This is a genomic window from Lysinibacillus sp. JNUCC 51, assembly GCF_015999525.1.
Lineage (GTDB): Bacteria > Bacillota > Bacilli > Bacillales_A > Planococcaceae > Lysinibacillus > Lysinibacillus xylanilyticus.
Genome location: NZ_CP065545.1, coordinates 1,003,012 through 1,021,429, shown reverse-complemented (window position 1 = coordinate 1,021,429; position 18,418 = coordinate 1,003,012). Strand labels below are relative to the sequence as shown.

General features: G+C 38.7%; 19 protein-coding genes and 1 riboswitch. Of the genes, 8 read left to right on the top strand and 11 right to left on the bottom strand.

The genetic code is table 11. The features are described 5' to 3' along the window. Positions 1–41: 41 nt before the first annotated feature. Positions 42–515: a YbaK/EbsC family protein gene (locus JNUCC51_RS05265; RefSeq protein ID WP_337991146.1), complete on the bottom strand. Its 474-nt coding sequence runs from the start codon at positions 513–515 to the stop codon at positions 42–44. 133 nt (positions 516–648) lie between these two features. Between JNUCC51_RS05265 and JNUCC51_RS05260 the strand changes: the two genes are divergently transcribed. From JNUCC51_RS05260 to JNUCC51_RS05250, 3 genes are all read left to right on the top strand, one after another. Beyond that, positions 649–1,797 carry a PstS family phosphate ABC transporter substrate-binding protein gene (locus JNUCC51_RS05260; protein ID WP_443136995.1) on the top strand — a complete coding sequence of 383 codons (1,149 nt, stop codon included), beginning with the start codon at positions 649–651 and terminating at the stop codon, positions 1,795–1,797. A gap of 31 nt (positions 1,798–1,828) precedes the next feature. After that, positions 1,829–1,925, top strand: a riboswitch (guanidine-I (ykkC/yxkD leader). Positions 1,926–2,182: 257 nt separating this feature from the next. Beyond that, positions 2,183–2,524 (top strand): DMT family transporter, encoded by a 342-nt coding sequence (locus JNUCC51_RS05255; protein ID WP_100544768.1) that lies wholly within the window; start codon positions 2,183–2,185, stop codon positions 2,522–2,524. Next, positions 2,524–2,838 (top strand): DMT family transporter, encoded by a 315-nt coding sequence (locus JNUCC51_RS05250; RefSeq protein WP_049668658.1) that lies wholly within the window; start codon positions 2,524–2,526, stop codon positions 2,836–2,838. The genes JNUCC51_RS05255 and JNUCC51_RS05250 overlap by 1 nt, the downstream gene beginning before the upstream one ends. Before the next feature lie 100 nt (positions 2,839–2,938). Here the strand turns inward: JNUCC51_RS05250 and JNUCC51_RS05245 are convergent, their stop codons facing one another. The 4 genes from JNUCC51_RS05245 to JNUCC51_RS05230 all read right to left on the bottom strand — a co-directional run bounded on the left by JNUCC51_RS05245 (position 2,939) and on the right by JNUCC51_RS05230 (position 6,881). Continuing rightward, positions 2,939–3,814: a glycine betaine ABC transporter substrate-binding protein gene (locus JNUCC51_RS05245; protein WP_337991145.1), complete on the bottom strand. Its 876-nt coding sequence runs from the start codon at positions 3,812–3,814 to the stop codon at positions 2,939–2,941. A gap of 104 nt (positions 3,815–3,918) precedes the next feature. Next, positions 3,919–4,773 carry an ABC transporter permease gene (locus JNUCC51_RS05240; protein WP_337991144.1) on the bottom strand — a complete coding sequence of 285 codons (855 nt, stop codon included), beginning with the start codon at positions 4,771–4,773 and terminating at the stop codon, positions 3,919–3,921. Further along, positions 4,766–5,965, bottom strand: a complete 1,200-nt coding sequence (locus tag JNUCC51_RS05235; protein ID WP_337991143.1) for a quaternary amine ABC transporter ATP-binding protein — start codon at positions 5,963–5,965, stop codon at positions 4,766–4,768. The genes JNUCC51_RS05240 and JNUCC51_RS05235 overlap by 8 nt, the downstream gene beginning before the upstream one ends. Before the next feature lie 280 nt (positions 5,966–6,245). Continuing rightward, complete coding sequence (locus tag JNUCC51_RS05230) at positions 6,246–6,881, bottom strand: GntR family transcriptional regulator (RefSeq protein ID WP_337991142.1); 636 nt, start codon at positions 6,879–6,881, stop codon at positions 6,246–6,248. A gap of 271 nt (positions 6,882–7,152) precedes the next feature. Between JNUCC51_RS05230 and JNUCC51_RS05225 the strand changes: the two genes are divergently transcribed. Genes JNUCC51_RS05225 through JNUCC51_RS05210 form a run of 4 tightly spaced genes read left to right on the top strand, consistent with a single transcriptional unit; the run spans position 7,153 to position 10,670 of the window. Further along, a complete protein-coding gene (locus tag JNUCC51_RS05225; RefSeq protein WP_337991141.1) occupies positions 7,153–7,884 on the top strand; it encodes a GTP cyclohydrolase II in 732 nt (243 codons plus the stop codon). A gap of 14 nt (positions 7,885–7,898) precedes the next feature. Then, positions 7,899–9,008 carry a bifunctional diaminohydroxyphosphoribosylaminopyrimidine deaminase/5-amino-6-(5-phosphoribosylamino)uracil reductase RibD gene (ribD, locus tag JNUCC51_RS05220; protein ID WP_337991140.1) on the top strand — a complete coding sequence of 370 codons (1,110 nt, stop codon included), beginning with the start codon at positions 7,899–7,901 and terminating at the stop codon, positions 9,006–9,008. Beyond that, a complete protein-coding gene (locus JNUCC51_RS05215) occupies positions 9,005–10,090 on the top strand; it encodes an FAD-dependent monooxygenase (RefSeq protein ID WP_337991139.1) in 1,086 nt (361 codons plus the stop codon). The genes ribD and JNUCC51_RS05215 overlap by 4 nt, the downstream gene beginning before the upstream one ends. A gap of 16 nt (positions 10,091–10,106) precedes the next feature. Next, positions 10,107–10,670, top strand: coding sequence for a 5' nucleotidase, NT5C type (locus tag JNUCC51_RS05210; protein WP_337991138.1), 564 nt, complete (start codon positions 10,107–10,109; stop codon positions 10,668–10,670). 280 nt (positions 10,671–10,950) lie between these two features. Here the strand turns inward: JNUCC51_RS05210 and JNUCC51_RS05205 are convergent, their stop codons facing one another. The 6 genes from JNUCC51_RS05205 to JNUCC51_RS05180 form a co-directional block, all read right to left on the bottom strand. Then, entirely contained in the window at positions 10,951–11,718 is a 768-nt protein-coding gene (locus JNUCC51_RS05205) for an IclR family transcriptional regulator (RefSeq protein ID WP_337991137.1), read from the bottom strand. A gap of 385 nt (positions 11,719–12,103) precedes the next feature. After that, positions 12,104–13,246, bottom strand: coding sequence for a CaiB/BaiF CoA transferase family protein (locus tag JNUCC51_RS05200; RefSeq protein ID WP_337991136.1), 1,143 nt, complete (start codon positions 13,244–13,246; stop codon positions 12,104–12,106). A gap of 20 nt (positions 13,247–13,266) precedes the next feature. Then, positions 13,267–14,073, bottom strand: a complete 807-nt coding sequence (locus JNUCC51_RS05195; protein WP_337991135.1) for an enoyl-CoA hydratase/isomerase family protein — start codon at positions 14,071–14,073, stop codon at positions 13,267–13,269. 138 nt (positions 14,074–14,211) lie between these two features. Further along, complete coding sequence (locus JNUCC51_RS05190) at positions 14,212–14,448, bottom strand: hypothetical protein (protein ID WP_337991134.1); 237 nt, start codon at positions 14,446–14,448, stop codon at positions 14,212–14,214. Positions 14,449–14,460: 12 nt separating this feature from the next. Continuing rightward, entirely contained in the window at positions 14,461–15,540 is a 1,080-nt protein-coding gene (locus tag JNUCC51_RS05185; protein WP_337991133.1) for an acyl-CoA dehydrogenase family protein, read from the bottom strand. After that, complete coding sequence (locus JNUCC51_RS05180; RefSeq protein WP_337991132.1) at positions 15,537–16,691, bottom strand: acyl-CoA dehydrogenase family protein; 1,155 nt, start codon at positions 16,689–16,691, stop codon at positions 15,537–15,539. Before JNUCC51_RS05180 ends, JNUCC51_RS05185 begins: the two co-directional genes overlap by 4 nt. Positions 16,692–16,911: 220 nt before the next feature. Here JNUCC51_RS05180 and rpoN point away from each other — a divergent pair, with 220 nt between their 5' ends. After that, entirely contained in the window at positions 16,912–18,243 is a 1,332-nt protein-coding gene (gene rpoN / locus JNUCC51_RS05175) for an RNA polymerase factor sigma-54 (RefSeq protein ID WP_337991131.1), read from the top strand. Positions 18,244–18,418 lie beyond the last annotated feature (175 nt).

The window sequence follows — 18,418 nt, the reverse complement described above, 5'->3', positions numbered from 1 at the left end:
AAAAATCGGCGAGACTTTATAAAGTTTCGCCGATAATTATTTTACTCGTTCCAGCCTTTACAGACGTCAACCCATTCTTGATATGGAGTATAGGTTTCTAGTTCAGAAATAGTAAGCTCAATAGCGGAGTTGCTACTACCGCATGCAGGGAATACTGTTGTGAAGCGTTTAAGTGATTCATCTAAATAAATAGCCACGCCTTCATTCACACCAAAAGGACAAACACCTCCTACCTCGTGTCCAATCTTTTCAAGCACTTCATCTTTTCCAAGCATCTTTGCCTTTGTACCAAAGACTGCTTTATATTTTGCATTGTCGACTTTGGCATCGCCTGCAGCAACAATTAATATCGCTCCATCGTTCACGAGAAACGATAAGGATTTCGCAATGCGTTCAGGCTCGCACCCGAGTGCCAGTGCCGCTAGTTCAACGGTCGCTGAGCTTTCGTTTAGCTCCTGTATTTTGTGTTCCACATTCCATTGCGCTAAATGTTTACGCACTTTTTCAATTGCCATATGTAATACCTCCTTACAATACTATGTTTCATTTTAACATAATTTTCTGAATACATAGTTGTGTTATCTTCCCGAAATAACCTATTATAAAAACAGTTGGTATAAAATTACACATTTGGAGGTGGAGCCACTGATTTTGAAAGTGCTACAGTCACTTTTTGTACTGATAGGATTATTATTTTTCACTGGAGTAGTTGCGCTGTATGTAATTATTAGTGGTGGGCTACATTTTTGGGGATTACTCTTAACTGTACCGATCTGTTTATTTGTCCTATTTGTTTGTTTAATTTTTAATTGGTTGACAACAAAAAAACGGAAGATATGGTCAGCTGGAATAATGGGCATTGCGTTGTTGATAGCCTCGATTAAACCTATTCAATATTACTATAAAATGAGTATTCCAACTGTTGATGCAGAAGTTAATGTGTTAGTCTATCAACCATTTACAGAGCAAAATAAAGTAGTGAAGTCAGATTCAAAGGCTTCATTGCAATTAGTTGAGTCACTACCACGCTTAGATGGGGCGACGGCGATGTATCCACTGTATGCTGCCTTTGTAGAAGCGACATATCCAAAGGGTAACTATCCATATGATAGAAGTAGAGTGATGGTGAGTCGTACACCCGAAGCTTATCAAAATTTGATTTCAGGAGATGTTGACCTGATTTTTGTAGCAGCACCATCTGAATCACAAAAGAGGCAAGCAGAGATGAAAGGTCTTACATTTGACATGACCCCTATTGGACGAGAGGCATTTGTCTTTTTCGTCAATCATAAGAACAGCGTAGAAAATTTATCACCGGAGCAGTTCAAACAAATATACGCTGGAAAAATTACGAATTGGCATGAGGTCGGTGGTGAAAATGCTGCGATTCGTGCCTTTCAACGTCCGGCAGATAGTGGAAGCCAAACAGCACTTGAAAGTATTATGGGAGATACACCAATCATGGAAGCACCTGCTGAAAATGTTGCAACTGGTATGGGTGGTATTATTCATGAGGTATCAGAATATCGTAATTATAAAAATGCCATTGGCTACACGTTTAGATTTTACTCAACAGAAATGGTGAATAACAAAGAAATTAAATTATTGTCCTTTGATGGGATCGCGCCCACAAAGGAAAATATTCGTAATGGTACATACCCACTCGTATCTGAATTTTATGCTGTTACAGCAGGAACAGATAACCCTAATGTAAAGAAGTTTATTGACTGGATTGTATCAGATGAGGGGCAAGCACTAGTTGAAAAAGTTGGTTATGAACGGGTAGAAAATGACTGAATAGTTTGCTATACTAGTATCACAATCAAATATGATAGTTTTCTAGGGTTCCGTAGCAAATGCTAGTCTGGTCCGAGAGAAAACCACAAATTGATTTTGTGACACGGAAGGATAAAAGCCTGGGAGGTACTGTTTACAGCAGTGCTCCATAGGCTTTTTTTTTGGGCAACAGAGGGAAGGAAGTTAAAGAAAAAGGACAATTCAAGGTTTAGGTTACCGAACACTGATTGAGGGTAGGTCACCGAAACTTCTCGGGTAAGCCGAAGAAGTGCTCAGGTAGGTCACCAAACTGATTAGGTATGTCTGGGACGACTCGCTTTACTCAAAGAGAACTGCTCATAAAAGTCATTCATCCGTGTCTAACAATAAAATGGAGGGATTCGCAATGAACAAACAATGGTTAAGTGTCATAATTGCCGCTTTTTTTGAAGTCGGCTGGGTTATTGGCTTAAAGCATGCAGAAAATGCACTCGAATGGACTGGTACAGCTATTGCAATTTTTGTTAGCTTTTATTTACTAATTAAGGCTGGAGAAAGCTTACCGGTCGGCACTGTTTATGCAGTATTCGTTGGCTTGGGAACAGCGGGTACTGTGTGTGCTGATAGCTTATTGTTCGGAGAGCCATGGAAGTTAGGCAAAATTTTATGTATCGTCGTTTTACTTGCGGGCGTCGTCGGTTTAAAGCTAGTGACAGGGGAGCCTAAAGAAAAAGAGGTGAATGAATAATGGCATGGTTTGCATTAGTAGTCGCGGGGCTATGTGAGATGATGGGTGTTTATATGATTAGTAAATATAATAATGCTAAAAGTATTAAAAATTTAGTGTTATTGATTTTTGCGTTTACATTGAGCTTTGCTGGTCTTGCATATGCCATGGAAACATTACCGATGGGTACAGCCTATGCAATTTGGACAGGAATTGGAGCGGCAGGTGGTGCATTACTTGGTATGTTGTTGTTCAATGAATCTAAGGATTGGAGACGTATTGTTTGCATTGTTCTTGTTTTAGGGGCAGCGATATTTTTGAAATTATTATCTTAGTTAATAGTCATCTGGCATCGGTAATCGTTGCGGGGTGACTTTTTTATTGACCGAAAAAAACGACAGACAACATTGTCAGTTGTCCGTCGTTTGTTGAAAATTATTTCTTTACATCCTTTGTCCATTCAGCAACTTTATCTGCATTGGCTTCTACCCAATCTTTAGCAGCTTCTTTTGGGTCTTTGCCGTCCATAATTTCTAGCATAACACTCTCTAAGTCTTCTGATGTCCAGTGGAAGTTATCAAGTACAGAATATACATCTGGTTGATCTTCTTTTAAACCTTTACGAGCGAATGTGTTAATCGTTTCTTCGCCACCATAAACGCCTTTTGGATCTTCCAAGTATTTAAGATCATATTTAGCGAATTTCCAGTGAGGAGACCAGCCTGTCACGACGATGTCTTCTTTATTTTTAATTGCTTTAGCAAGAGATGTTGTCATAGCACCAGATGAAGAAGTTAATAGATTCCAATCTGCTAAATTATCATATTCATCTAAAGCTTTTTCAGTAGCAGCTGTAATCCCTGCTCCAGGTTCAATACCTGTAATTGTGTGATCTGCTTGATTTTTTAAATCCTCAATCGAATTAACGTCCATATAGCTTGGTACAACTAGACCTATTTTGGCACCAGAAAGGTTTTCGCCTAGCTCATCAAGATCGTCCTTATATTTTTCGTACTGTGGGGCATGAGTATTTGGTAACCATGCAGCTACCATACCATCTGCTTCACCTTTTGAAACAGCCTCCCACATAATTGCATTATCAAGTGGTGTTAATGTTACATTGTAGCCTAAATCCTCTAGCACCTGACCAACTACATTAGTTGAAGCAATTTCTGTATCCCATTCAACGTAGGCTAGATTGACGTCCTTTGAGTTACCATCGCTCTTACTTGAATCATCACCACTACATGCGGCTAGCAAAAAGCCAAGCCCTAAAACCATTCCTAATTTAGTTAATGTTTTCAGTTTCATCGAATCTTCCTTTCGTATATTAATAGTTTTGTCCCAAACTATAAAATGTAAATCTCAGTTGTGAAAGTGAAGAACTAAGATTTGCGTTAATCAATTGTCTTTTTTTATACGGTTTTCTTATTATTAAAGCTTTGAGTTAAGCGGTCTATTATAATGGCGAAAATTACTAGACCTAAACCAGCAACAAAGCCATTTCCAACCTGTGTACGTTGTAGTGCAGTTAATACTTCGCGTCCTAGACCAGGTGCACCGATCATTGAGGCAGTAACAACCATTGACAGTGATAGCATAACAGTCTGGTTAATCCCCGCCATTATAGTTGATTTTGCAAGTGGGATTTCTACTTTAAATAGTTTTTGATTTGAAGTACTACCATATGAATCCGCAGCTTCTACTAATTCTTTTGGTACTTGGCGAATTCCAAGGTTCGTCATACGTACAGTTGGTGGTAAGGCAAAAATAACGGATGCAAATACGCCAGGTACGATACCAATACCAAAGAAGGCAACTGCAGGAATCAAGTACACGAAGCCAGGCATTGTTTGCATGAAATCGAGTATCGGCTTAATCACATTTTCTGCTACAGTTGACTTGGACATTAGAATGCCAAGAGGAATACCTAAAATAATTGAAATGATACTTGAAAAGAGCACGAGCGTAGTTGTTTCCATAAGATGTGTCCATAAGCCTTGATTATAAATAAATAACAAACCAATTAATGAAAACGTTGCGAGCCCGAATTTTTTGCCGGTAATGAAAAAGGCAAGAATGACAACAAGTAAAATTAGAATTATCGGAGGAATGCTCACTAACAAATCAGTGACCTGATTCATGAGTAGTTTTCCATTTTTTTGAATTAAGTTAAAAAACACTGAAAAATTACTCGTCAACCAGTCCATAACTGATTCTACCCATGGTCCCAATGGTATAGCTGGGATATTGTCTAAAAATTTATTCATGTGAAACTGCCTCCTCATCGCTAGTTGAAAGTGCTTCGATGACAACGCCCCGGATGAGAACGCCAAGTAAGCGCTCATCTTTTACAACTGCAATAGGAGTAGGAGAATTATAAATCATGCCTAGAATATCCTGTAAAAGCATATCTGGTGGAACGGTTAACATATCGGATTGAACAATTGAATGTACCGTTTGTTCTTGTTTTTTAGCTGCAGCCCTAGCGTCGTCAGCAGTAATATAGCCTTTTAAATGTCGGTTTTTGTCAACAGCCATTAGTAAACTAACTGTTTCTTCACGCATTCTTTTAAGTGCTACGGTCGGTCCATCTACATCTACATTGACATATATAGGTCGAACCATGGCATTTTCAGCAGTTAATACTTTAGAGCGATCGACGTCTTCTACGAAGGTTTTAACATAATCATTTGCAGGATTTGTTAAAATTTCTTCTCCTGTACCGATTTGAATGATTGAGCCATCTTTCATAATAGCGATACGATCACCGATACGTAATGCTTCATTCAAATCGTGGGTGATAAATAAAATTGTTTTTTTCAATGTGCTTTGTAAGTCAAGTAACTCATCTTGCATTTCTTTTCGAATTAATGGATCGAGTGCAGAAAAAGCCTCATCCATTAGTAATATTTCAGGGTCATTTGCAAGTGCCCTTGCTAATCCAACACGCTGTTGCATACCACCTGATAATTGACTTGGATATTGGTCCTTATAAGCAAGTAAGCCTGCATTTTCGAGAGCCTGCTCTGCTTTTGCTTGTCGTTCTTCCTTTGAGACGCCTCTTATTTCAAGACCATATTCAGTATTTTGAAGAAGTGTACGATGGGGGAATAAACCGAAGTTTTGAAAGACCATACTCATTTTGTTTCTTCTTACATTACGTAAACTCTCTTTGCCCATTTTAGAAATATTTTCTCCATCGATGTAAATATTTCCACTTGTAGGCTCTATGAGACGGTTTAAAAGTCGGATAAGTGTCGACTTCCCACTTCCTGATAACCCCATAATAACGAAAATTTCACCTTCATTTACGGTAAAACTTGCATCGTATACACCAACTGTTGCACCTGTTTCTTTTAAGATATCAGTCTTGCTTTTTTGTTGCTTGACGAGTTCTAATGCTTGGGGAATATGTTTCCCGAAAACTTTAGAAACATGTTCCACTTTTATTTTTTCCAATAGAACCACTCCTTTTGTAGATCAATTTCGCCTTGGCGTAAGGGTGTTACTACTTACGCACAGATAATTGCCACTGGACGTGGCATTCTTTAGGCTGAGTCCCTCTATTTCAGTAGGTGTTTGGACACACACTGAATGAAGATAAATACTATTTGAGGATAATGATACCCAAATATAAACAATTAACAACTTAACCCTAACAAAGAGTTGTTACTTTTGTCAAATCGACAAAATAGAAAAAATCCGCTTAAACGCTGTTATATCAGCGTTTAAGCGGATTTTAATTTGGGTATAAAAAGCTCTGAACTCGAGCGAAACTTTCGTCATTACCGATAAAGTATATAATATCTCCTTCTTCCAAGGACACATATGGACCAGGAGATAGTAATAATTCATTTTGACGACGAATTCCGACAATCGTACAAGATGTATTTTGCCAAAAATTCAATTCCTGTACTGTTTGGTGGATACAAGGGCTTTCAGCTGTCATCTCTAATTGATAAGGAATAAACGGATTGACGGATCTGAAATGTTCAGTTCGACTAATCAGTTGTTTAGTCTTTTCCTGTAGGTTTATTAATTCTTGGTGCTGCTTTTGGATGCTAGTCATAAGCTCATGTTGCAGTTCGTGGACTGATTGAACATCATGGAATTGGCGGACAAAATGTGCAGCCTTTTCATATGAGATGATAATAACTCCACTACCTTTAGTGGCCTCAACGATTTCCAAGTCCTGTAAGACAGCGATCGCTCTTCTTGCAGTTTCCGCAGATACATTGTATTGGCTTGCTAGAGATGATCTTGAGTAAATTCTATCGCCTATTCGATATTTTCTTTCCACGATTTTTGAGGCAAGATCGACAGCAATTTGCTGGTATTTTGGCTGTTTCACCTGCACATTTTTTTCTAATTGCATTCTAAACTTCCTTTCGTCATTACAGTTCCCTCAGCTTATTATAGACTAGCCTGCACAGAAAAAATAGCATCTCCATAAGCTATTAGTATATGATAAAAACGTAATATAGCAGTTTTTTGTTTCTATTCATTTTTTATATTGAATAGGAGCTATAGTTTGACAGGACTTAGTTATTATTATAAACTAAGTTACATTATGTAAGTGTTGTGAAAATACAAGTACTCAGTTAGAACGTTTAGCTAGCTGTTAACAATAGAAGGTTGGAGAAAATATGACAATTACTACTAAAGTTTTGGATATAGTGAAAGACAAAATGACGATCGTGAAGCAATCGGAAACTGAAAGTATTTGCTTAGTTGGTCCAGTAAAATTACCGGTAAAACAGGGTGAATTTTCAGCAACATTTCAATGGTATAACTGGTTAAAAGTGGGCGCAAATTCGTCAAAAGAGGAAATTATTGATGGATTAGCATCTGCAAACTTAGCCTTTTTACAACAGTCCTCAGTGCTTGTTTATGGAGATTTTGCACATGCAGAGGATGCTTTAATTCGTATGCATAGCATTTGTCATACAGGTGATATTTTCGGAAGCCAGCGCTGTGACTGTGGTTATCAATTACATGAATCGATGAAAATGATTGTAGAGCATGGCTGTGGTGCCATTTTCTATTTAGCAGATCATGAAGGTCGTGGCATCGGGTTATTCTCGAAATCTCTTGCTTATTTATTACAAGAAGAGGGGTTAGATACGGTTGAAGCAAACCATGCTTTAGGCTTCCCTGACGATACTCGTTCTTATGAAGATGCCATTACTGTTTTAGCTGCACTTCGTTCAAAGCCAGTTACACTGATTACTAACAATCCTAAGAAGCTTGCCGCATTACAGGCACATGGTTTAGCAGCGGAAGGACATGTCCCACTATGGGGAGGATTAACGGAGACAAACCGTTTTTATTTAGACACAAAAGTAGAGAAATCTGGACATTTGCGCGAAGAGAAGTGAGTGGAGGAACGAAGATGACAATAGATGAAAAATATATGCAGTTAGCACTTGATTTAGCCGCTAGTGCAAAAGGAAATACGAATCCTAACCCACTAGTAGGGGCTGTAATCGTCAAAGACGGTGTCATTGTTGGAACAGGTTTACACAGAAAAGCAGGTGAACCACATGCGGAGGTGCATGCATTCCGTATGGCTGGAGAACATGCTAAGGGTGCGACACTTTATGTAACTCTTGAGCCGTGTTCGCATTATGGAAAAACACCTCCTTGTGCAAATTTAGTGAAGGAATTAGCAGTTAGTCGTGTAGTTGTAGCTATGCAAGATCCAAATCCTGCTGTTGCTGGACGTGGTATTCAACTGTTACGAGATGCGGGCATTGAGGTAGAGGTTGGTATTTTAGAAGCTCAAGCTCGCCGTTTAAATGAACGTTTTATTCACAATATGCTAACAAAACGACCATTTATTATTTCAAAATATGCGATGACATTAGATGGGAAAATAGCTGCCCATACAGGACATTCCAAGTGGATAACTGGTGAGGCAGCGCGTGAGGATGTTCACCATATTCGTCATGAGGTGGATGGTATTTTAGTTGGTGTTGGTACTGTTTTAGCTGACAATCCATCCTTAACGACAAGATTAAAAGAAGGTTACGGAAAAAATCCAGTGCGCATCATTATGGATAGCTCCCTTCGTACACCTGCTCATGCCAATGTTCTGAATGTAGAAGAAGCGAAAACAATTATTGTATGTAGTGAGAATGCCAGCCAAGAAAAAATAACAGCATTTGAGGAAAAAGGCGTGACTGTATTGCCAGTTCGACATGAATCTGAGGGGCTTGTTGTTGATGATATGCTTGAAAAACTATATCAATATGGTATTACGGATATTTTAGTAGAGGGTGGAAGTACAATCAACTCTTCATTTTTACAGCAAGGTGCTATTAACAAATATGTGATATACATAGCGCCAAAAATTCTCGGTGGTCGTTTGTCATTGACACCTATTGCTGGTCACAATCCATCTACTATGGATGAAGCATGGGATGTAGAATTTGCTTCGTTTGAGCAAGTAGGGCAAGATTTACGTATTATTGCTTATCCAAAGCTAGGTGAAGAAAAGTGAAATATCAAGCAGATGTTTGTATCGTAGGGGCTGGGCCAGGTGGAGCACTTCTTTCGCACTTACTTGCGAAAAAAGGACTTTCCGTGATTCTACTGGAACAAAACGCAGCACTTGGGCAGGCATTTCGTGGTGAGCATTTAAACGAAGAGGGTGAGGCTGTTTTAAAAAGTCACCAGCTTTTTAAAGCAGTTGAAGCACTCGGTATATTACGTATGGGAAAGCTTGAATATTACGCAGACGGTAGAGCAATAAAAACTATTCTTCCTGATGATGCTGTAGGGCATTTGGGAATTCATGTTCCTCAAGCAAATCTATTAAAGGGAATCTTACTAGAAACGCAGAATTTTCCGCACTTTTCTTGTTTCCTAAATACGAAGGTGACGACGCTCATAATTGATTCTTTGGGCAGATATACGGGTGTCATTGCATTAAGGGATGGGGAAACCATTGAAATTAGTAGTCAGTTAATTATCGGTGCTGACGGTCGTTACTCTACTATTCGAAAGAAAGCGCACATTGAAATTCAAAAGCATAAACATGGCTTTGATTTATTGTGGGCAAAAATTCCTGCCCCTCGGGGATGGGAGCCATCGATTAAAATGGCATTAATAGGTGATAAACAGCTATCCTTATTTACACAGGTAGGTGGGTTCATTCAAATTGGCTGGAATATTGAACAAGGCAGTTTTCCTCAGCTCAGAAAAAAAGCATTTACTCCATTTATCCAACAGCTTTCAGATCAATTTCCGGAACTATCTTATACTGTAAACGAACATATCAGATCTTGGCAAGATTTTGTCGTGCTTGATGTATTCAGTAGTCATTGTGACTGCTGGGGGACAAAGGGGCTTGTGCTATTAGGAGATGCTGTTCACACGATGACACCAACTGGAGCATTTGGGCTAAACAGTGCACTTAAGGATGCAGATTGTCTTGCGTCATTATTAAATAAAGATACGCTTGTTCATTTTAACGTACAAGATTTTCAACAAATGCGCGAGCAAGCCATTGAAGAAGTATTGGCGAAACAAATTGAAAAAGAGCAAACATTTGCGGCTAACTTCATCAACAAGGCTTCTTGAAGGGAAGAAAAACAACATGAAATTTGGCTTTGATATAGATGACACACTCATAGATTTACGAGCACATGCCTTTGCGCTCTATAATAAAAAACTTGGCAAAAATGTTGAGCTAGAAGTATTTCAAGCTTTGCAAAGAATTGAAATTCACGAACCTTTTGGATTAACAGATGCAGAAGGAGCGGCGATGTGGAATAGTTCATTAGAGGAAATTTATTTTACGGATTGTCCTTCTTTTGAGAGAGCTTTAGAGACGCTTCAAGATTTGGCACAGCAAGGACATGACATTTATTATATTACTTCACGTCCTAAACAATATTGTGAGCAAACACAAGCATGGATGAAAGCACAAGGATTTCCAATCACTGAAGGTCACTTTTTCTGCGGAATGCAGGATACAGAGAAAGTGGCGATCATCAAAGAACTAGCTTTAGATGTTTATGTAGATGATAAACCAGCTGTTTTAGAAACATTACAAGATGTGAATACAAAAGTGATTTTAAAAAATCAATCCTATAACAAGCATGTTGTACTGCCACGCTTAAATCATTGGCAAGACTTCTTAGGATTAGTAAATAATTAACTTTGCACTATAACGTGTAGTTGATTTCTGTTCCGACTGCGCTTTGTTGTTGTTGCTGTCGCTTCGCTTTCGCACAGATAAAACATTTGTTGCTGTCGCTTCGCTTTCGCACAGAGCAAAGCTTCCTGGGGGCGTTCAGTCTCCACTCAAATCAACTAATATCAAGGGTGTATTTTTAACAAATGTCATCCACAACTTTTGATGATAGCTAAATAATTAAAGCAATAAACCCGAATAGAAAGCACTTAAAAAGTGAATCTATTCGGGTTTATTCTTTTTATCAATACAATTGTTTTTCGATTTCTAATGCAACGCTTTGAATAGTTTCAATTAATAACTTTTCATCGTAGTCACTGTAGCGTACTTCTGGTATAACCAGCGTCACTGAAGCGATGATTTGTTGAGATGCATTTAAAATCGGTGCAGATACAGAGCATGCTCCACGCACACGTTCGCTATTACTTTTCGCAAACCGTTGAATATAGATATCCTTTAATTCCGTTAACAGCTGTTCTTTTGAAAGTATTGTCTTATCAGTGATACGTTCAAGACTTATATTCTCTACATATTCTTCAACATTTGGCATAAATGCGAGCAATATTTTAGATGATGCACCTGCATAAAGGGGAGAGGTGTCACCTACAAACATTTTCGTTGAAAGTGGATATGTTGAATCGTAGTTTAAAATACATCGTCTCTCCAATCCATCAATAATATTCATGGAAACACTTTCGCCGATTTCTTGGTTTAACTTTTTTAAAATAGGCTCTGCGACAATAATAAGACTTGATTCTTCTTTTACTAAATTGCCTAGATACAGAAGTGAATGACCTAGTTGATAGCGTTTAGTACGTTCATCTTTGTGTAGAAAGCCTTCGTACACAAAGGTAGAAACGAAGCGCTGTAAACTGGAAATGCTAATCCCTGTTTTTTTACTTAACTCAGTTAGGGAAAGGCTAGGTTCATCTTTTGAGAAAGCTTTTAACACTTTAATAGCTTTGTGCAGCGATGACATTGTATAGTTTTTTTCGAAAATCTCCTGATTCATCCCGTCACCTACGTAATAAAATTTTCTTCGACATCTGCCGGAGGATTTATCTTCAGATATACATGCTGTTATGCTTTTGCCAATAACAGCATTTATAAAATGAAGATAAACTGGCTAATCACCATAACGTGGGGTTGATTTCCGTTCCGACTGGGCGCTTTTATCGCTGCCGCTTCGCTTTCGCGCAGAGCAAAGCTTCCTGGGGGCGTCCGATGAGCCGCTTCACTCGCGTTGCTCGCTCCAGGGTCTCATCTGTGACGCTAATCCCCAAGGAGTCGCCCAGTCTCCACTCCAATCAACTTATCCACATGACATACTTTTTAATAAAATGTCATGCCAAACTATCAGTGATGAACCATTAAAGTACTTCTATTATAGCGTAATTTTATTTTGGTAGAGAGGACTTTTGGAATTCATTTGTATGTTCTCCAAGTATCGGTGGTGCTAATTTATATTGAATATCTAAATCAGAAAACTTTAACGGGCTTTTGATGAATCTGACTGTACCATATTGTTCGTGTTCTATCTCACCAATCATGTCGCGTGCCATAAATTGTGGTTGTTCTAGTGCTTCAGCAATCGTGTTCACACGTCCACCTGGAATTTTGTATTGTTGCAATAAGGTAATCCATTCATCCCGTGTTTTTGTCATTGTAATGTCAGTAATCATCCGAACTAGCTCCGCTTCATGTTGCTTGCGCATCGTATTTGTTATAAAGCGAGGATCATTGGCCCATTCCTCACGCTTCAACATCGTGCAAAACTTTTTAAATTGTCCATCTGTACCAACGCAAATCATTAAGGGGCCATCCCCACAGTTAAATACTTGATATGGCGCAACATTGTTATGACGATTACCTAGACGTTCTGAGATAAAGCCTGTATTTAAATAAGCACTTGCTACATTTGCTAGGCTACTCATCTGAACGTCTAATAAAGCTAAATCAATAAATTGCCCTGTATTTGATTGATCGCGCATTCGTAAAGCGGCTAAAATACTAATGACGACATAATTTGAGGTTAAAATATCTGCAATAGGGACACCAACTTTTGTCGCTTCTCCTTCAGTTGAGCCAGTAACATGCATTAAACCACTCATCGCTTGAATAACTGGATCGAAGCCTGGTTCGTGCGCAAGAGGACCAGTTTGACCGAATCCTGTAACTGCACAATATATGATTCTAGGATTCACTTTACTTAATTCCTCATAGCTGAGCCCCATACGCTCCATGTCTCCCGTTTTAAAATTTTCGAGGACAACATCAGCATCTTGGACAAGTTCTTTAAATTTTTCTCTGCCAGCTATTGTCTTTAAATCTAATGTGATCGATTTTTTATTGCGATTGGCACATAAATAATACGTACTTTGACCATTCACAAATGGCCCCCAATCACGCATACTATCAGAGCCATCTGGATGTTCTATGCGAATTACTTCTGCCCCTAAATCGGCCAACATCATGGAGCCAGCAGGAGCAGCATAAACGCGAGATAAATCTAATACTCGAATATTTTCAAGAGGTTGCATTGTTCGTCCTCCTAAACTCGTCATTTATAAACAGGCTTACGTTTTTCTACTACTGCATTTACACCCTCTTTAAAATCATCTAGCTCTGTTACAATAGCCATTTGTGACGAAATATAATCAAGGGCAGTACGTAAATCCATTCGTTGACTTTGATAAACAGCACGCTTTATGAATTGCAATGTCGTAGTCGGACGACTTGCTAATTCCTTTGCATAATTCAATGTGTATTCTTCAAGCTCATGGTCTTCTACAACAAATGTCACAACACCTTTGTCTTTTGCTTCATCAGCAGTTAATACACGAGCTGTCCAGAACATGTCCAATGCTTGATCGATACCGATTAATTTTGGTAAATAATAAGCGCCACCGTCGCCCGGCACGATCGCAACATTAATATAGCTTTCGGAAATTTTCGTAGATTTTGCAGCAATCCGTATATCGCACATTAAGGCCATATCAAGTCCTGCGCCCATTGCAAACCCATGCACCTGTGCAATAACGGGCTTATCAATCTCTTCAAGGAGAAGGGGAATACGCTGAATCTTTTTCCAAAGAGAATTTTTTCGTGCTAAACCTGTAGAAGAGATATCGTCCTCACTTTGGAAAAATCCTTCACCAGCTTGCATCGCCTTAATATCCCCGCCAGCGCAAAATGATTTTCCATTACCTTTTACGATGACAACACGTATATCCTCTGAATCACGAACAGTTTCAAGGGCTTCAATCCATTTAGCAATCATTTCTTCACTAAAAGCATTGTACGCTTTAGGTCTATTTAATGTAATTGTGGCAACATGGTCTTGCACTTCAAAAAGTAAAACAGTCATTGATAACACTCCTTATCATTCCATTAGTGGTTTGTCACAAATTAATTAATTATCCTTCCACATTGAGAAGTGGCGAGCTTCTGGTCAATTATGCCTCGGCGTAATTGCGTCCGAGGCATTAGGCCAACACGATGTTGGTCACTCAGTCGTTGCCACAGGACGTGGCGTTCTTAGACTGAGTTCCTCTATTTCAGCAGGTGTTTGGACACCCGCTGAAAAGTAACTTAAACCCTCATTCATCTCATCATCTATAGAGGTGGGGGACTTCTGTATCTGTCGCTTCGCTTTCGATACAAAAGACATCTGTACCTGCCGCTTCGCTTTCGATACAAAAGACATCTGTACCTGCCGCTTCGCTTTCGATACAAAAGACATCTGTACCTGCCGCTACACTTTCGGTACAAAAGTGATTTGCTGAAAGAAGTTAGATGAAGTTAAATATTCCCATAGACTATCGCCGCTATTTTCTAATAGTTGAGTTGCGACGAAATTAGTCCAATAAGAGGTGCTGGCACCTTCATCGCGCCACGACCAAAGTCTACGTGTAAATTGATGCAAACTATGCTCATGTGTTGTACCAATTGCAGCGTGCACTTGATGCGCAATTGTTGTCACAGCTTGAATAACTTCCTCGAAGCGAATGCAGGCATATGCAACTTCACTATTTTGATTGTTCATCTGAAGGGCTTCGGTTACATTATTAAATGCTGCAAGAGCGACTGCCGTTTCACCTGCTAAATGTACAATATGCTGCTGGACGAGCTGGAAGCGATGAATCGGTCGCCCGAACTGCTCACGTTCTTTCGTGTATTGAACAGTTAAATCATTTATTTTATCGACGGCTCCGGTCATCAGTGCTAATTGAAAGGCAGAATTGAGTGTTGTTATAGCATGTATCTCGTCAGGAGATAAGGTAGCAGATACTTGTGAAACTGTAGCATCATGGAATATCACGGTATCACGTGGCTCGCCTGCTAAATTAGTACCTAACTTAATTTCAGCTTGGCTTAAATCTATTTCTACAAGATGAGTACCCTCCGTGCTATAGGCAAGTGTCACTAGGTGTTTTGTATGACGTGCCCAAGGAATTTGAATTGCTTCTCCAGTTAATTTGCCATTCACTAACGCAAAGGCTTGGTTAGGGCAGAGCAAATACGTCGCCAAATCCTCAATTACTTGTAAGCTAGTAAACTCTAATAAATAATTTGCAAATGTTGTTTCTGCAAATGGAATCGGTGCAGCGTATTTTCCAGTTAAACGAACAATATTCAATAAATCCTCTATGTCGCCACCTGCACCGCCATTTTCTTCTGAAATGGCTACAGCTGTCATACCGCTTTCTTTAAACAGATCCCATAGTTCTGGTGCCCAATGACCTTGTTCCACTGTATCGACTAACTCTTTATCGACTTTTTCTTTTAACATGCGCTCTACAACATCAACGATCATATCTTTCATTTCACTCATTGAGCTACAACCCCTTTCGCTACAACGCCATACAGTACTTCTGAAGTACCTCCTCGAATAGTGAAACCCGGTGCATGCAAAATGGATTCAGCCATAAAGCGATCGATTTTACGATGCGCATCAAGTGTTGGATAAGTCTGTACGATTAAGCGTGTGATTTCAGGAATACTTTGCTCAAATTTCGTACCGAGTGCCTTCACAAGTGCTGCCGGAATAGATACGTCTTCACCATTACCAGATTCTAAAAGCTGAGCTACTCCAATTGACAAATTACGTAGACCCCAAAGACGAGCTACTATTTTTGACGCTTGCTTTAAACCTTCTAAATTGTTTTGGCGCTTTAACTCTTGAATGAGCTCATCGATTAATGGGAATGTACTCATTATTCGCTCTGGACCACTACGCTCAAAGGCAAGCTCTGCTAATCCTTGAGCCCAACCATTACCGATTTCTCCAACAACCATATTGTCAGGTACAAAAACATTATCAAAGAACACTTCGTTGTAATGATGTTCACCAGTTAAAAATTTGATCGGAACAACAGTTATACCTTCTGCATGTAAATCGACAATCAACTGACTGAGCCCTGCATGTTTACTTTTCCCATCAAAAGGACTTGTACGTACTAAAGTCACCATATAGTGGCAAAGATGTGCGTTACTCGTCCATATTTTTTGTCCGTTGACAATCCATCCTCCCTCTACTTTTTCAGCGCGTGTGCTAACCGAAGCTAAGTCAGAGCCACTATTTGGTTCACTTAAACCTATGCCGAAGTAGCATTCACCTTTCACAATTTTCGGTAAGAAATATTCACGCTGTTCTTCCGTTCCATACCGTAAAAGAAGTGGTCCTGTTTGGCGATCAGCAAACCAATGTGCTGCAACTGGAGCTCCAACGGCTAAAAATTCCTCTGTTAAAATATATCGATCAATGGTACTCCTCTCTTGACCGCCATATCTTTTAGGCCAAGTTAAGCCAATCCAACCTTTTTGACCAATTAATTTAGAGAATTCAGGGTCATCTCCACTTAGCCAAGAGTCACATTTAGGCGTGAAAGTTCCTTTTGCTAATTCATCCTTTAGAAACGTTCGAACATCTAAGCGAAATTGCTCCTGCTCTTGTGTAAATTGCACAGTTGGTAAATGAAACATATGATCACTCCTTAAATTTTACCGTAATGTGGTAACTGTTATTGTATATGTGTATTTTATTATTGGTAATAACTGTAGTCAATTACTTTTTGGAATTATTAGAAAATTTTTGTTGGTGGAGTGATGAACTAAGTGTTGAAAATAAAAAATCGTTGAAAAAATGGAAAAATGCAGAATAAACATGTTACTATGTAGAAAATTCTGTTATGGAGGTGTGGGCATGCAATTAGCTATCAAAACTTCCCAAAAATTAATGCAAGTTTTATCACCACAATTAGTACAGCATTTAGAAATACTGCAATATTCAACAAATGAGTTAGAACAGTATATTTATGAAAAGGCTACTGAAAATCCATTGTTAGTTGTCACGGATGCGACGGTAAAAATGCAATATGAGGAAATTATGCAATTAGCAAGCTATTCCGATAAGAGTTATTCCGCGCAAGCACCGCAAATTCATTCATTTAACCCCATTGAGATGAAGTTTGCTGTAAAAGAAAGCTATGAGCAGTATTTATTGGAACAAGTACCTATGCATAAAAATCTATCTTCTGTCGATTTAAAAATCTTAACGTTTTTAATTCAATCGTTAGATGAACGTCTATTTTTAGATGTTGATGTAGAAATTGTCGCAAATAAATATAATACAAATGTTTTGCATGTGGAGGCACTATTGGACTTACTTCAAACTTTCGAGCCAGTAGGAGTAGGGGCGCGTAATTATAAGGAGTATTTACTTATTCAGGTAGATAGTGATGCGCTTGCACCGAAATTAGCCTCTCGATTTATCGAAGCGGATTTAGAGCTAGTAGCAGCGCAAGCTATTAAACAATTAAGTAAAAAGTATAAGACGTCTCTATATAACGTGAAGAAAACTGTCGACTATATAAAAAGTTTAAAACCAGTGACGACAGGAGATAAATTCGAAGCGATCCCATTTGTCATTCCAGAAGTCGAAGTAGAAAGATTAGGAGAGGAATGGCTGATTAAATTAAATCGTGGATATTTACCAAACGTCACTATCGATAAACAATATGTTGAAATGCTAAAGAATGATCCGAACTGTAAAACATATTTTAACGACACAATGAAAGATGCTCTTTTATTATTACAAGGAATCGAACAGCGTGATAAAACATTGTACGAATTAGCTAGATTGCTAGTGGAATTGCAAGAGGATTTTTTCCATAAAGGCATTCAGTCATTAAAGCCTATGCGGTTAAAAGATATTGCAGATATTTTAAGTCTACATGTTTCAACGATTAGTCGAGCTGTTCGTGGAAAATATATTAAAACCGCCCATGGTGTATATGCTTTACAATCGTTATTTACAAAAGGAGTAATGAATATTTCTGGGAAAATGGATTCTATTATGTATATTAAAAAACGGCTCAAACAGTTGATTGAGACAGAGGATAAACAAAAGCCGTTAACTGATCAACAGCTTACAAATACGTTAAGTGCTGAAGGTATCCAAATATCTAGGCGGACAGTAGCAAAGTACAGGGAAGAGATGAATATTATGAGTTCATTTAATCGTGTATATGGATAGGGTCGATGATGTAAATAAACTGTTAATGATGTATTTTTGCATCAAAATTTAAAAATTGCATATGGAAGATTCATAGTTGCCGCTTCGCATTCGTCAGAAAACATTTGTTGCTGAAAAATATTATCAAAAATTTAGGGTTAAGGATGTTTGGCTCCCCGCTGAAAAAATCTTAAAA